At 64.2% G+C, this 13330-nt stretch carries 14 protein-coding genes; 12 read left to right on the top strand and 2 right to left on the bottom strand.

All coding sequences use genetic code 11. The annotated features are described in order from the left end of the window. Position 1: 1 nt before the first annotated feature. Positions 2–796, bottom strand: a complete 795-nt coding sequence (gene cysD, locus XH85_RS42060; protein WP_091882044.1) for a sulfate adenylyltransferase subunit CysD — start codon at positions 794–796, stop codon at positions 2–4. Positions 797–1040: 244 nt separating this feature from the next. On the opposite strand from cysD, the gene cysG reads away from it, so the two are divergent. The 12 genes from cysG (at position 1041) to XH85_RS42000 (ending at position 12280) form a co-directional block, all read left to right on the top strand. Next, positions 1041–2465 (top strand): siroheme synthase CysG, encoded by a 1425-nt coding sequence (gene cysG / locus XH85_RS42055; RefSeq protein WP_128936611.1) that lies wholly within the window; start codon positions 1041–1043, stop codon positions 2463–2465. Then, on the top strand, positions 2462–2779 hold the full coding sequence (locus XH85_RS42050) for a DUF2849 domain-containing protein (protein ID WP_091881306.1): 318 nt from the start codon (positions 2462–2464) through the stop codon (positions 2777–2779). Before cysG ends, XH85_RS42050 begins: the two co-directional genes overlap by 4 nt. Positions 2780–2790: 11 nt before the next feature. Next, complete coding sequence (locus XH85_RS42045; RefSeq protein WP_128936610.1) at positions 2791–4446, top strand: nitrite/sulfite reductase; 1656 nt, start codon at positions 2791–2793, stop codon at positions 4444–4446. Then, entirely contained in the window at positions 4433–4948 is a 516-nt protein-coding gene (locus XH85_RS42040) for a DUF934 domain-containing protein (protein WP_128936609.1), read from the top strand. Before XH85_RS42045 ends, XH85_RS42040 begins: the two co-directional genes overlap by 14 nt. Beyond that, positions 4945–5670, top strand: coding sequence for a phosphoadenylyl-sulfate reductase (locus XH85_RS42035; protein WP_128936608.1), 726 nt, complete (start codon positions 4945–4947; stop codon positions 5668–5670). Before XH85_RS42040 ends, XH85_RS42035 begins: the two co-directional genes overlap by 4 nt. Positions 5671–5794: 124 nt before the next feature. Further along, a complete protein-coding gene (locus XH85_RS42030) occupies positions 5795–6784 on the top strand; it encodes a sulfate ABC transporter substrate-binding protein (RefSeq protein ID WP_164939411.1) in 990 nt (329 codons plus the stop codon). A 39-nt stretch (positions 6785–6823) separates the two neighbouring features. Beyond that, on the top strand, positions 6824–7660 hold the full coding sequence (cysT, locus tag XH85_RS42025; protein ID WP_164934721.1) for a sulfate ABC transporter permease subunit CysT: 837 nt from the start codon (positions 6824–6826) through the stop codon (positions 7658–7660). Between the two features lie 10 nt (positions 7661–7670). Continuing rightward, complete coding sequence (gene cysW / locus XH85_RS42020; RefSeq protein ID WP_128936605.1) at positions 7671–8582, top strand: sulfate ABC transporter permease subunit CysW; 912 nt, start codon at positions 7671–7673, stop codon at positions 8580–8582. Next, a complete protein-coding gene (locus XH85_RS42015; RefSeq protein ID WP_128936604.1) occupies positions 8572–9606 on the top strand; it encodes a sulfate/molybdate ABC transporter ATP-binding protein in 1035 nt (344 codons plus the stop codon). The genes cysW and XH85_RS42015 overlap by 11 nt, the downstream gene beginning before the upstream one ends. A gap of 126 nt (positions 9607–9732) precedes the next feature. Beyond that, positions 9733–10236 (top strand): CAP domain-containing protein, encoded by a 504-nt coding sequence (locus XH85_RS42010; RefSeq protein WP_128936603.1) that lies wholly within the window; start codon positions 9733–9735, stop codon positions 10234–10236. 78 nt (positions 10237–10314) lie between these two features. Continuing rightward, entirely contained in the window at positions 10315–11490 is a 1176-nt protein-coding gene (locus XH85_RS42005; protein WP_128936602.1) for a DUF3734 domain-containing protein, read from the top strand. A gap of 1 nt (position 11491) precedes the next feature. Further along, positions 11492–12280, top strand: coding sequence for a 3-hydroxybutyrate dehydrogenase (locus XH85_RS42000; protein ID WP_091881341.1), 789 nt, complete (start codon positions 11492–11494; stop codon positions 12278–12280). A 133-nt stretch (positions 12281–12413) separates the two neighbouring features. Here the strand turns inward: XH85_RS42000 and XH85_RS41995 are convergent, their stop codons facing one another. After that, positions 12414–13238 (bottom strand): sulfite exporter TauE/SafE family protein, encoded by an 825-nt coding sequence (locus XH85_RS41995; RefSeq protein ID WP_128936601.1) that lies wholly within the window; start codon positions 13236–13238, stop codon positions 12414–12416. Positions 13239–13330 lie beyond the last annotated feature (92 nt).

Here is a 13330-nt window from a genome sequence, read left to right as displayed (position 1 = left end):
ATCAGAGATAGCCGGCGACGCGCAGGCGCTCGAAAGCGTCCTCGGTCTCGTGGTCGAGCGCGCGCCCGGCGCGCTCCGGCACCTTGGTCTGTTCGAGCTCGATCAGGATCTCGTCGATGCTGACTGCGGTCGAAGCGACCGGATTGGTGATGTCCTGATCGCCCAGCGAGCGATAGCGCTTGCCGTCCTTGGCGAGATACAGCGGAATGATCGGGATGTTCTCGCGCTTGGTGTAGGCCCAGATGTCGGCCTCGGTCCAATGCAGGATCGGGTGGATGCGCAAATGCGCGCCTTGCGGCGGCGAGGCATTGAAATGATCCCAGAACTCCGGTGGCTGATCACGCACGTCCCAATTGCCTTCCAGCCCGCGCGGCGAGAACACGCGCTCCTTGGCGCGCGTCGCCTCCTCATCGCGGCGAATGCCGGCGATCAGGCCGTCAAAGCCGTACTTGGCGAGCGCCATCTTGAGACCTTCGGTCTTGCGCGCGGCGGAACGCGCGGCCGGCGGCAATGTCGGATCGACGGCATCGATCGGCGGGCAGGGCTCGACGCGCAAGTCGAGGTCCCACTCTTTGCCGTAATGATCGCGGAAGCGATACATCTCCGAAAACTTCTTGCCGGTGTCGACATGAAGGGCCGGGAACGGCATCTTGCCGAAGAAGGCTTTCCGCGCCAGCCAGATCATCACGTTGGAGTCCTTGCCGAGCGACCACAGCAGGGCAATCTTCTTCAGCCGTGCGAAGGCCTCGCGGAAGATGTAGATGCTCTGCGCCTCGAGCTGGTCGAGATGATCCATGCTTGGGGCAAGCTCGGCAGAAAATTCTTGCGCGCGCACGCGCTCAGCCAGTGCCGGATTGCTCAGTCGATCAGCAGCGGAATCGTCCTTGAGAAGATGCATCTCTGCCACTTTGCGTTTGGAGGCGAAAATTCTATAGTTGCAGTGCGGAAGAGAAGAAAAAATTTTCTCTTTGCGCGCTCGAAACGAGACATATATAGAAAATAATTCCAGTCAACCCCGTTTGTGGGGAAGCGGGTATCGCATGCGGTTCTTGCCGGTGTTTCTCGATCTCAAGACCGGTCCGGTGGTTCTCATCGGCGCGGGTGAGCTTTTGCGCGCCAAGCTGCGCGTGCTCACGGCTGCCGGCGCGCGCATCCGCGTGCATGCGATCGATGGCGATCGTGATCTGAGCCTCAGCTCCGAGGACGCCGCACGCGTTGAATTCGCATCTGATGATCCGCTGGCAGCCGATCTCTCGGGCGTCATCGCTGTCGTCTGCGCCGGCGCAGGTGATGTCGGTGTCGCGATGTCGGTTCGCGCCAAGGCACTGGGTCTGCCCGTCAACGTGATGGACGATCTCGAACATTCCAGCTTCATCTTCCCGGCGATCGTCGATCGCGGCGACGTCGTGGTCGCGGTCGGCACCGGCGGCACCTCGCCGGTGGTGGCGCGGCGCGTGCGCGAAAAAATCGAGGCGCTGCTGCCGGCCCGCATCGGCGAGCTCGCCGAATTCATCGGCGGCTTCCGCAAATCCATCAACGAGCGCATCGCCGAATTTCCGCTGCGCCGCCGCTTCTGGGAGCGCGTCATCGACGGGCCGATCGGCGCTGCCGTGCTCGCCGATCGCAAGAGCGAAGCGGCTGCGGCGCTCAAGGCTATTGCTGATCCCTCCGCCTTCGCGCGCGCCGACAAGCCGGAAGGCTCGGTCGCGCTGGTCGGCGCCGGGCCCGGCGATCCCGATCTCCTCACCATCAAGGCGCTGCGCGCGCTGCAGGATGCCGATATCGTCTTTCACGACGAGCTGGTCTCGCCTGAAATTCTCGACCGCATCCGCCGCGATACCACGCGCGTTGCCGTCGGCCGCCGTGTCGGCAAGCCCGGCATCGGCCAGGATGCCATCAACAAGCGCATGATCGAGGCCGCGCAATCCGGCCAGCGCGTGGTGCGGCTGAAAGGCGGCGATCCCTTCGTGTTCGGCCGTGGCGGCGAAGAGATGGAAGCCTTGCGCGCCGCCGGCATCGCCTATTCGATCATTCCCGGCATCACCGCAGGTATCGGCGGTGCGGCCGATTTCGAAGTGCCGCTCACTTACCGTCATGAAGCAACCCGCATCACCTTCCTCACCGCGCACAAGGCGCGCGATGCGGAAGTCGTGGACTGGTCGACGCTGACCGACACCAAGATGACCGTGGTCGTCTACATGGGCACGACCGCCGCGCCCGCCATACGCGCCGGCCTCTTCGCCGCCGGCCGTTCGCCGGAAACCCCGGTCGGCGTGTTCGCCCGCGTCACGCGCCCCGATGCGCAAGGTGCGATCGGCACGCTCCGCGACCTGCCCGAGCTCGTGCGGCGGACCAATGGCGGTCCTGCCATTCTCATCATCGGCGAGGTGGTCCGGCATGCCGGCTCGCTTCGCCGCCAAACTCCCAACCAAATCATCTCTGACCTCCTGGATGCAGCCGAATGACCTCCCCGCTTGAACAGAAGAAGATCAAAATCGCCGGCCCCTCGGTCGTGACCGCCAACCGCACCTGGGACGGCATTGTGGTCTATCGCACCGCCGCCAAGGGCTGGTCCGCGGACCTGTCGGAAGCCGCGATCGTGCGCAACTCCGACGAGGCGAAGGCGTTGCTTGCTGAGTCCGTCGCCGATGACGTCGGCGCGATCGGTCCCTATATCGCGCCGGTGCAGATCGGTGCGGACGGCAAGGTCCAGCCCGGCAATCTGCGCGAACAGATCCGCCGCACCGGCGTCACCATCGGACAGCCGGCCCAGGTTTAAGGCGCTTTCTTATGTATGCTTACGACGAAATCGACCGCACGCTCGTCAACGAGCGCGTCTCGGAGTTCCGCGACCAGGTGAAGCGGCGCCTCTCCGGCGAGCTCACCGAGGACGAGTTCAAGATTCTGCGGCTCCAGAACGGCGTCTATCTGCAACTGCACGCCTACATGTTCCGCGTTGCGATCCCCTACGGAACGCTGGCGACCAACCAGCTGCGGGCACTCGCCCATGTCGCGCGCAAATATGATCGCGGCTATGGCCATTTCACCACGCGGCAGAACATCCAGTTCAACTGGATCAAGCTTGCCGAGCTGCCGGACGCGCTGGCTGATCTCGCCAAGGTCGGCATCCATGCGATGCAAACCTCCGGCAACAACATGCGCAACGTCACCTCGGACCAGTGGGCCGGCGTCGCGCCCGGTGAGATCGAGGATCCCCGCATCTGGTCGGAGCTGATCCGCCAGCACACCACCCTGCATCCGGAATTCTCGTTCCTGCCGCGCAAGTTCAAGATCGCGATCACCGCGTCGGATCATGACCGCGCCGCGATCAAGATCCACGACATCGGCCTCCGGCTGATCAAGAACGAGAAGAGCGAGACCGGCTTCGAAGTGCTGGTCGGCGGTGGCCTCGGCCGCACGCCGTTCATCGCCAAGACCATCAAGCACTTCGTGCATGGCCGCGACATCCTCAGCTATATCGAGGCGATCTTACGCGTCTACAATCAGTACGGCCGCCGCGATAACATCTACAAGGCGCGCATCAAGATCCTGGTGCACGAGCTCGGCATCGAAAAATTCTCCCGCGAGGTCGAGGACGAGTGGCAGCACATCCGCAACTCCTCGCTCCAGATCGACGACGAGGTGATCGAGGATATTCGCTCGCGCTTCACCTATCCGGCCTACGAGAAGCTGCCGCACATGCCGGACGAGCTGCGGCAGGCCGCGGCCGATCCGGATTTCGAGGCGTGGCGCAAGAACTCGGTCGCCCCGCACAAGGTGCAGGGCTATTCGATCGTCACGATCTCGCTGAAACCGACCGGTGGGCCTCCGGGCGATGCCACCGCCGAGCAGATGGATGCGCTGGCCGATCTCGCCGACAGATATTCCTTCGGTGAGATCCGTGTCGGCCACGAGCAGAACCTGGCGCTGCCGCACGTCGCCAAGCGCGATCTGCCGGCGCTGTGGAAGGCGCTCGACAAGCTCGGGCTGGCGACGCCCAATGTCAACCTGATCACCGACATCATCGCCTGCCCGGGTCTCGACTATTGCTCGCTGGCGAATGCGCGCTCGATCCCGATCGCGCAGGAGCTGACGCGGCGGTTCGCCAATCACGAACTCGCCAACCTGATCGGGCGTCTCCACATCAACATCTCCGGCTGCATCAATGCCTGTGGCCATCACCATGTCGGCCACATCGGCATTCTCGGCGTCGAGAAGAATGGCGAGGAGGTCTATCAGATCACCATCGGCGGCCGCGCCGACGAGAACGCAGCGCTCGGCACCCTGATCGGCCCGGGCGTGAAGTTCGACGAGGTCGCCGACGTCGTCGAGGACATCGTGGAAGCTTATCTGGCGCTGCGCGAGCGGCCCGAAGAGCTGTTCATGGACACGGTGAAACGCCTCGGCGTCGAACCCTTCAAGGAGCGCGTCTATGCCACTCGTTAACGGCGGAAAGATCGTCGACGACAGCTTCGTCAAGCTCGCCGTCGATACGCCGCTGCCCGAGAGCGGCGACATCCTGGTGCCGGCCGAGCGCTTCCTCGGTGAGGCGGAAGGCCTGCTCAAGCGCGCCGGCAAGGTCGGCGTGATCTGGCCCAACAATCGCGACATCGCCGAGCTCGTGCCCTATCTCGGCAAGGTCGCGGCCGTTGCGCTGGTGTTCCCGACCTTCCGCGACGGCCGTGCCTACAGCCAGGCCCGGCTACTGCGGGAGCGCTACAATTACCGCGGTGAGTTGCGTGCCACCGGCCAGGTGCTGCGCGACCAGTTCGTGTTCATGCTGCGTGCCGGCTTCGATGCCTTCGAGGTCAAGAAGCAGGCCGACGCGGAAGCGTTCATGCAGACCGCGAAGCGCTATTCGGTGTTCTACCAGCCGACCGGCGACGGCCGCATCACGGCCCTGCACCGGCGCATGCAGTTGCGCCATTCCGAAGGTGTCGGCACGTGAACGCGACCGCGCCTCAGGTTTCGTCCATCTCTGCGCTGCCCCCGGCGGACGAGCTCGATCGGAGCTTACGCGATGCCTCGCCCGCGGAGGTCATCGCCGCAGCGCTGAAGACAGTCGGGCGCGACAAGCTCGCGCTGGTGTCGTCCTTCGGTACGGAATCGGCGACGCTGCTCAAGGTGATGGCGGACGTCGACCCGGCGATCCCGGTGATCTTTCTCGACACTGGCTGGTTGTTCGAAGAGACGCTCGCCTATCGCGACACTTTGATCGCGACGCTGGGCCTGAAGGATGTCCGTTCGATCAAGCCCGCCGAGGAAACGCTATCGCGCGACGATCCCGGCCGCGACCTCTGGTTCTCCAATCCCGACGCCTGCTGCCGCATCCGCAAGGTGGAGCCGCTGGCGCGTGCGCTCAAGCCGTTCTCGGCGTGGCTCAACGGCCGCAAGCGTTTCCAGGGCAACGCACGCGCCGACATTCCGGTCGTCGAGGACGACGGCGCGCGGTTGAAGTTCAACCCGTTCGCCAATGTCTCGCGCGAGGAACTCGAGGCCATCTTCGTCCGCGCCAAATTGCCGCGTCACCCTCTCGTCGCCTCCGGTTTCCTGTCGGTTGGGTGTATGCCTTGCACGAGCAGAACGGCCGAAGGCGAGGATTCTCGCGCCGGTCGCTGGCGCGGCCGGGCCAAGACAGAATGCGGCATTCACACGATGAAGACTTCGTAGCACAGTCAGGCTGCGACATCGCGAACAAGAAAATCCGGTTCCGTTGACTTAAGCGCGTTTCGACCCGAGTTATGCCTGCACGCCTTCGCTGACACCGACGTCAACGAAGTGAATGGAGATGGACATGATGCGCCGTATCGTTCCGCTCGCTGCAGGACTCCTCTGGGCAAGCTCGGCTCTCGCCGCTGACATCAATCTGCTGAACGTGTCATACGATCCGACGCGCGAGCTCTATGCCGAGTTCAACAAGGCGTTCGCGAACGCCTATCAGAAGGAAACCGGCAAGAGCGTCGAGATCAAGCAGTCGCATGGCGGCAGCGGTTCGCAGGCGCGCGCGGTGATCGACGGATTGCAGGCCGACGTGGTGACGCTCGCGCTCGCCTATGACATCGACGCCATCGCCGCCAAGGGCCTCACCACAGCCGATTGGCAGAAGCGGCTGCCGCAGAATTCATCACCCTACACCTCGACCATCGTCTTCCTGGTGCGCAAGGGCAATCCCAAGGCCATCAAGGACTGGGACGATTTGATCAAGCCGGGCGTCGCGGTGGTCACGCCGAACCCGAAGACATCAGGCGGCGCGCGCTGGAATTACCTCGCGGCTTGGGGCTTTGCGCAGAAGAAGTTCGGCTCGGCCGACAAGGCCAAGGAGTTCATCGGAAAGCTTTATCAGCAGGTGCCGGTGCTCGATACCGGCGCGCGCGGCGCCACCGTGACCTTCGTCGAGCGCGGCGTCGGCGACGTGCTGCTCGCCTGGGAGAACGAGGCGTTCCTGGCGCTGAAGGAGTTCGGCGCGAACAAGTTCGAGATCGTGGCGCCGCCGCAGTCGATCCTCGCCGAGCCGCCGGTCGCCATCGTCGACAAGGTTGCCGATAAAAAAGGCACCCGCAACGCCGCCGATGCCTATCTCCAATATTGGTACACCAAAGAGGGGCAGGAGATCGCCGCGCGCAATTTCTACCGCCCGCGCGATCCCGAGGTCGCCAAGAAGCACGAAAGCGCCTTCGCCAAGGTCGAGCTGTTCACGATCGACGACGTCTTCGGCGGCTGGACCAAGGCGCAGCGGGAACATTTCGCCGACGGCGGCGTCTTTGATCAGATCTACAAGAACTGATCGAGCGCTGTCTTTGGGCGGTTTTTAGCAGGGGGCCTGGTGAGCGCACTCGCAGCACGACGCCGGACATTGCCGGGCTTCGGTCTCACCATGGGACTGACGCTTTCCTGGCTGTCCGTCATCATCCTGATTCCGCTCGCCGGCCTGTTCCTGAGATCGCTCGAGCTGAGCCCGGAACAGTTCTGGAACATCCTTTCCAGCCGCCGCACGCTGAACGCGCTTCGCGTCTCCTTCGGCCTCGCCTTCGCCGCCGCCTGCGTCAATCTGGTGATGGGCAGCATCATCGTCTGGGCGCTGGTGCGCTATCGCTTTCCCGCCCGGCGGCTGTTCGATGCCATCGTCGACGTGCCCTTCGCGCTGCCGACCGCGGTCGCCGGCGTCGCGTTGACCGCGCTGTTCGCCGAGAAGGGCTGGCTGGGCGCGCCACTCGCGGCGCTCGGCATCAAGGTGGCGTTCACGCCGGTTGGCATCTTTGTTGCCATGATCTTCATCGGCATTCCCTTCGTGGTGCGCACGGTGCAGCCGGTGCTCCAGGATCTCGACCCCGAGATCGAGGAGGCCGCGGGCAGCCTGGGCGCCAGCCGTTGGCAGACCATCATCCGCGTGATCCTGCCGTCGCTCGCACCGGCGCTGCTCACCGGCCTTGCGCTCGCCTTCGCGCGTGCGGTCGGTGAATATGGCTCGGTGATCTTCATCGCCGGCAATCTGCCCAATGTCTCCGAGATCGCGCCGCTGCTGATCGTGATCCGGTTGTCCGAATTCCGCTACGCCGATGCGACCGCGATCGCGGTGGTCATGCTCGTCGTCTCCTTCGTCATCATCTTCGCCGTCAACCGGCTCCAGCGCTGGGCGCAGAGCCGGATCCCGGAGCGCTGAGGGGGATGCGATGACGTTGCAGATCGCAGAATCCGCTTCGCTGGTCTCGCCCGATGCGCGCGCACGTGCGCATGCGGCCGCCGCGCGCGACAGCCTGCGGACCGAACCAAGGGCGGTGCGCATCACCATCATCGCGCTGGCGATGATCTTCCTCACCGTCTTCGTCGTGCTGCCGCTCGTCGTGGTGTTCGCCGAGGCGTTCTCGAAAGGAATCCTCGCCTATCTCGCCGCGCTGGCCGAGCCGGAGGCGCTGGCTGCGATCAAGCTGACGCTGCTGGTCGCTGCGATCTCTGTCGGCCTCAATCTTGTCTTTGGTCTCATCGCGGCCTGGGCCATCGCCAAGTTCGACTTCAGGGGCAAGACCTTCCTGATCACGCTTATCGACCTGCCGTTCTCGGTCAGCCCGGTGATCTCGGGCCTCGTCTTCGTGCTGCTGTTCGGCGCGCAGGGCTATTTCGGTACTTGGCTGCGCGAGCACGACATCCAGATCCTGTTCGCGGTGCCCGGCATTGCGCTCGCCACCACCTTCGTGACCTTCCCCTTCGTGGCGCGCGCGCTGATCCCGCTGATGCAAGAGCAGGGCACGCAGGAGGAGGAAGCGGCGATCTCGCTCGGCGCCTCGGGCCTGCAAACCTTCTTCCGTGTCACGCTGCCGAACATCAAATGGGGCGTGCTCTATGGCGTGCTGCTCTGTAACGCGCGCGCGATGGGTGAGTTCGGCGCGGTCTCGGTCGTCTCCGGCCATATCCGCGGCGAGACCAACACCATGCCGCTCCTGGTCGAGATCCTCTACAACGAGTACCAGTTCGTCGCCGCCTTCGCGATCGCCTCGCTGCTGGCGATGCTGGCGCTGATCACGCTGATCGCAAAAACCGTTCTCGAACGTCATCTGGACGAAGGACAAGACGCCCGTGACCATTGAAGTCAGGAATCTCGTCAAGAAGTTCGGCAGCTTCAAAGCGCTCGACGGCGTCGATCTCAAGGTCGACAATGGCGAGCTGGTCGCGCTGCTCGGGCCATCAGGCTCCGGCAAGACCACGCTGCTGCGGATCATCGCCGGCCTCGACTGGCCCGACGCTGGCGACGTCTCCTTCAACGGCGAGGACGCGCTGGCGCAGGGCGCGCGCGAACGGCATGTCGGCTTCGTGTTCCAGCACTACGCGCTGTTCCGCCACATGACCGTGTTCGAGAACGTCGCCTTCGGCCTGCGCGTGCAGCCACGCGCGGTCCGGAAAGACGAAGCCACGATCCGTGCGCGGGTGAAGGAGCTACTCGATCTCGTGCAGCTCGACTGGCTCGCCGATCGCTATCCGAGCCAGCTTTCCGGCGGTCAGCGCCAGCGCATCGCGCTCGCCCGCGCCCTCGCGATCGAGCCGCGCATCCTGCTGCTCGATGAGCCCTTCGGTGCGCTCGATGCCAAGGTGCGCAAAGAGCTGCGCCGATGGCTGCGCTCGCTGCACCACGAGATCAACGTCACCTCGATCTTCGTCACCCACGATCAGGAGGAGGCGCTGGAAGTCGCCAACCGCGTCGTGGTGATGGACAAGGGCCGGATCGAGCAGATCGGCTCGCCCGACGATGTCTATGAAAGCCCGGCGACCGCTTTCGTCCACGGCTTCATCGGCGAATCCATCGAGCTGCCGATTGAAGTGAACGGCGGCGTGATCCGGCTCGGCGACCGACCGCTGCGGCTTGCTGCGGATGGGCTTGTGCCTGGCGCGTCAAAACTGTTCGTGCGGCGACATGACATGCTAGTCGGCCCGCCCGGCTCCGGCGCCTTCGAGGGCGCGGTTCAGCATGTTCGCAATTTCGGCCCCGTGCAGCGCGCCGAGGTCGCGCTATCAGGCGGCGAGACCATCGAGATCGACGCGCCCCGCGATAGGGAACTGCGCGCCGGCGACACGATCGGGCTCGAACCGCGCCGCTACCGGATATTTGCGGGCTAGATCCCCGTCATTCCGGGATGGTCCGAAGGACCAGACCCGGAATGACACCGAGCAGATTTTCCTCAAAATTCACCTTTCAGCCACGGTTGGTATGCAACAACGGCCCCTCATTTGGGGGCCTGATTCATGCGCGCTGCGGCCGCAATATCAATCACTTTGCTTTTGGCCGGCTGCGCCGGCAACGAAGCGCCGGTCCAGCAGCCGTCCATGTATACCGACATGGCGGTCCCGGGCGCCAAGCTCGATGCGCAGGCGGCCGCCGTGATGATCTCGCAATACCGCCAGAACAACGGGCTCGGTACCGTCATGATCGATCCCGATTTGATGCTGCTCGCCGAATCCCAGTCCCAGGCCATGGCGGCCGCCAACAAGATGGACCATGACGTTCGCGCGCCGCTCGCCAAGCGGCTCGCCGGCGGCGGCTATCCCGCGACCGTCGCGGTCGAGAACGTCTCGGCCGGCTATCATACGCTGGCGGAAGCGTTTTCCGGCTGGCGCGACTCGCCGCCTCACCGCGCCAACATGCTCAAGGGCGGTGTCACAAAATTGGGCATCGCGGCGGGCTATGCTCCCGGCACCAAATACAAGGTGTTCTGGACCATGATCCTGGCTTCGACGGACCCGCGATAAGCCAGACTTGATCCCGGGATGCATTGACGCCGCGGCGGACTGTCGCCACGGTGGCTCGCCTTTTGCTATTGTTCCCTCATGACAGATCATAGTCCGGACTCCGCCAGCATCCCCGCGAATGCGCAACGCGTCCTGGTCCTCCAGGGCGGTGGTGCACTCGGCTCGTACCAGGCCGGCGCCTTCCAGGCGTTGTGCGGCTACGGCTTCGAGCCGGAATGGGTCGCCGGCATCTCCATCGGCGCCATCAACGCCGCCATCATCGCCGGAAATGAGGGCCGCACCCGCGTCGAGCGGCTGAAGGAATTCTGGGAGATGGTGTCGGCGCCGGTGCCGTGGAAGCCGGTCGGCAAGAGCGATCACAGCCGCGAGCTCTTCAACTCGACGAGCGCAGCGCTGATCGCGACCTTCGGCGTGCCCGGTTTCTTCGTCCCGCGCGTTCCGCCGGCACCGCTGTGGCCGCCGGGTCACCCTGAGGCGGAGAGCTATTACGACACCGCGCCGCTGAAGAAGACGCTGGAGCGTCTGGTCGATTTCGACCGCATCAACGATGTGAAGACGCGCCTGTCGATCGGTGCGGTCGGCGTCACCTCCGGCAACTTCAAATATTTCGACAATTACGAGTTCAAGAAGCTCGGCAAGAGAATCGGCCCCGAGCACATCATGGCCTCCGGCGCGCTGCCGCCGGGGTTTCCGTCCGTCGTCATCGATGGCGAGCACTATTGGGACGGCGGTATCGCCTCCAACACGCCGCTCGACTACGTGCTCGACGCCGAGCTTGCCCGCGACATGCTGATCTTCCAGGTCGACCTGTTTTCCGCGCGCGGCGACCTGCCGACCTCGCTGCTCGAGGCCGCCGAGCGCGAGAAGGACATCCGCTATTCCAGCCGCACGCGGATGAACACCGACAAGAACAAGCAGCTGCACAACGCCCGCCGGGCGGTGCGCGATCTCATCAGCAAGTTGCCGGATTATCTGAAGAACGATCCCTCCGTCGAATTCCTCGCGAAAGCGGCGCGCGAAAGCACGGTCACGGTGGTGCACCTGATCTATCGCAGCAAGAACTACGAATCCTCGTCCAAGGACTACGACTTCTCGCATGTCGCCATGGTCGAGCATTGGGAAGCCGGGGTGCGCGACGTGCATCTGTCGATGCGCCACAAGGACTGGCTCGAGAGGCCGCAGTCCGGCGAGACCATGGTCACCTACGATCTCACGGGGGACGTCACCGCACCCTCGGCAAAAAGGAGCGAATGAAATGGGTAGTCTGTCAGGCAAGAACGCCGTCGTGACCGGATCGACCAGCGGCATCGGGCTCGCTTACGCACGCGCCTTCGCCGCCGCCGGCGCCAATGTGGTCATCAACGGCTTCGGCTCGCCCGAGGACATCGAGAAGGAGCGCGCCAAGATCGAGTCCGATTTCAAGGTCAAGGCGATCTACTCGCCCGCCGATATGACCAAGCCCGCCGAGATCGCCGGGATGATCGCGCTCGGCGAGAAGACGTTCGGTTCGGTCGACATCCTCGTCAACAATGCCGGCATCCAGTTCGTCTCGCCGATCGAGGAGTTTCCGCTCGAGAAGTGGGACCAGATCATCGCCATCAACCTGTCGTCGGCCTTCCATGCCATCCGTGCCGCCGTGCCCGGCATGAAGAAGAAGGGCTGGGGCCGCATCATCAACACGGCGTCGGCGCACTCGCTCGTCGCCTCGCCCTTCAAATCGGCCTATGTGTCGGCCAAGCACGGCATCGCCGGTCTCACCAAGACCGTGGCGCTGGAAGTTGCGACCCACAAGATCACCTGCAACTGCATCAGCCCCGGCTATGTCTGGACGCCGTTGGTCGAGAAGCAGATCCCCGACACGATGAAGGCGCGCAATCTGACGCGCGAGCAGGTCATCAACGACGTGCTGCTCGATGCGCAGCCGACCAAGGAGTTCGTCACCTCCGAGCAGGTCGCCGCGCTCGCTCTGTTCCTGTGCAGCGACGATGCCGCGCAGATCACCGGCACCAATCTCTCGATCGATGGCGGCTGGACCGCGGAGTAAGCGCTCGATGCCGCAGGGTGGGCAAAGGCGCGTCAGCGCCGTGCCCACCATTTTTCCGCGCTTGAAAGAAATGGTGGGCACGCTTTCGTTTTGCCCACCCTACGAAAGTGAGAACGAGGCGGCAGCCTCTCGCTCAATGCGTCCAGGCCAGCGCCGTCACGAAGGCCGTCGACAAATTCAGCTCCGCAAACATGATCTTGCCGGCGACTACGAACAGCACGCTGGCAAGCGTCAGGCGCAGCACCGTCTCAGGGACGCGCGTCGCGCTGAAACTGCCGACGATGATGCCGGGCAGCGAGCCCAGCAGCAGCACGCCCATCAGCGCCCAGTCGACGTCACCGAGCGCCCAGTGTCCGATGCCGGCAACCAGCGTTAGCGGCACGGCATGGGCAATGTCGGAGCCGACGATGGTCGCCATCGGCAAGCGCGGGTAGAGCAGCAGCAACACGGTGACGCCGACCGCACCGGCGCCGACCGACGAAATCGAGACCAGCGCGCCGAGTACGATTCCGGTGATCACTGTCGCAATTGCGGTGGTGCGCGCGTCGACCTGCTCGAGGCGCTTCCGGTAGCGATCCATGAGCGACTTGCGGAAAATCAGCGACGTCGCAGTCAGGATCAGCGCGAAGCACAGCACCAGATTGACCAGGCTGCGCTCGGTATCGCTCTTGAGGTCGAGCTTCCACAGCACCAGCAGCGTCACCGCGCTCGCCGGAATGCTGCCGGAAGCGAGCCGCAGCACCGCCGGCCAGTGGACGCTGCGCGACCAGCCATGGACCACGCTGCCGCCGGTCTTGGTGGCGGCGGCATAGAGCAGGTCGGTCCCGACCGCCGTGGAGGGATGAACGCCGAACAGCAGGATCAGGAGCGGCGTCATCAACGAGCCGCCGCCAACGCCGGTCATCCCGACAAGCAGGCCGACGCCGAAGCCAGAGGCGACGTAGAGTGGATCAAACATGTCCGGGGAATCTTAGGTTGGTCTCGTCGGTTGGGCAATACGACGTAGAATGAACTTTCTCCGGCATGCAACTGTTTGGATCAAATAAGAAA

Source organism: Bradyrhizobium zhanjiangense (assembly GCF_004114935.1).
GTDB classification, from domain to species: domain Bacteria; phylum Pseudomonadota; class Alphaproteobacteria; order Rhizobiales; family Xanthobacteraceae; genus Bradyrhizobium; species Bradyrhizobium zhanjiangense.
The sequence above is the reverse complement of the archived record's forward strand: the minus strand, read 5'-3'. Positions and strand labels throughout refer to the sequence as shown.

Coding starts and splice junctions, on each gene's coding strand:
- XH85_RS42000 (WP_091881341.1), top strand. CDS start 11,492: ATGGGTAGTCTGTCAGGCAAGAACGCCGTCGTGACCGGATCGACCAGC.
- cysW (WP_128936605.1), top strand. CDS start 7,671: ATGACGTTGCAGATCGCAGAATCCGCTTCGCTGGTCTCGCCCGATGCG.
- XH85_RS42005 (WP_128936602.1), top strand. CDS start 10,315: ATGACAGATCATAGTCCGGACTCCGCCAGCATCCCCGCGAATGCGCAA.
- XH85_RS42030 (WP_164939411.1), top strand. CDS start 5,795: ATGATGCGCCGTATCGTTCCGCTCGCTGCAGGACTCCTCTGGGCAAGC.
- XH85_RS42040 (WP_128936609.1), top strand. CDS start 4,433: ATGCCACTCGTTAACGGCGGAAAGATCGTCGACGACAGCTTCGTCAAG.
- cysG (WP_128936611.1), top strand. CDS start 1,041: ATGCGGTTCTTGCCGGTGTTTCTCGATCTCAAGACCGGTCCGGTGGTT.
- XH85_RS42045 (WP_128936610.1), top strand. CDS start 2,791: ATGTATGCTTACGACGAAATCGACCGCACGCTCGTCAACGAGCGCGTC.
- XH85_RS42010 (WP_128936603.1), top strand. CDS start 9,733: ATGCGCGCTGCGGCCGCAATATCAATCACTTTGCTTTTGGCCGGCTGC.
- XH85_RS41995 (WP_128936601.1), bottom strand. CDS start 13,238: ATGTTTGATCCACTCTACGTCGCCTCTGGCTTCGGCGTCGGCCTGCTT.
- cysD (WP_091882044.1), bottom strand. CDS start 796: ATGGATCATCTCGACCAGCTCGAGGCGCAGAGCATCTACATCTTCCGC.
- XH85_RS42050 (WP_091881306.1), top strand. CDS start 2,462: ATGACCTCCCCGCTTGAACAGAAGAAGATCAAAATCGCCGGCCCCTCG.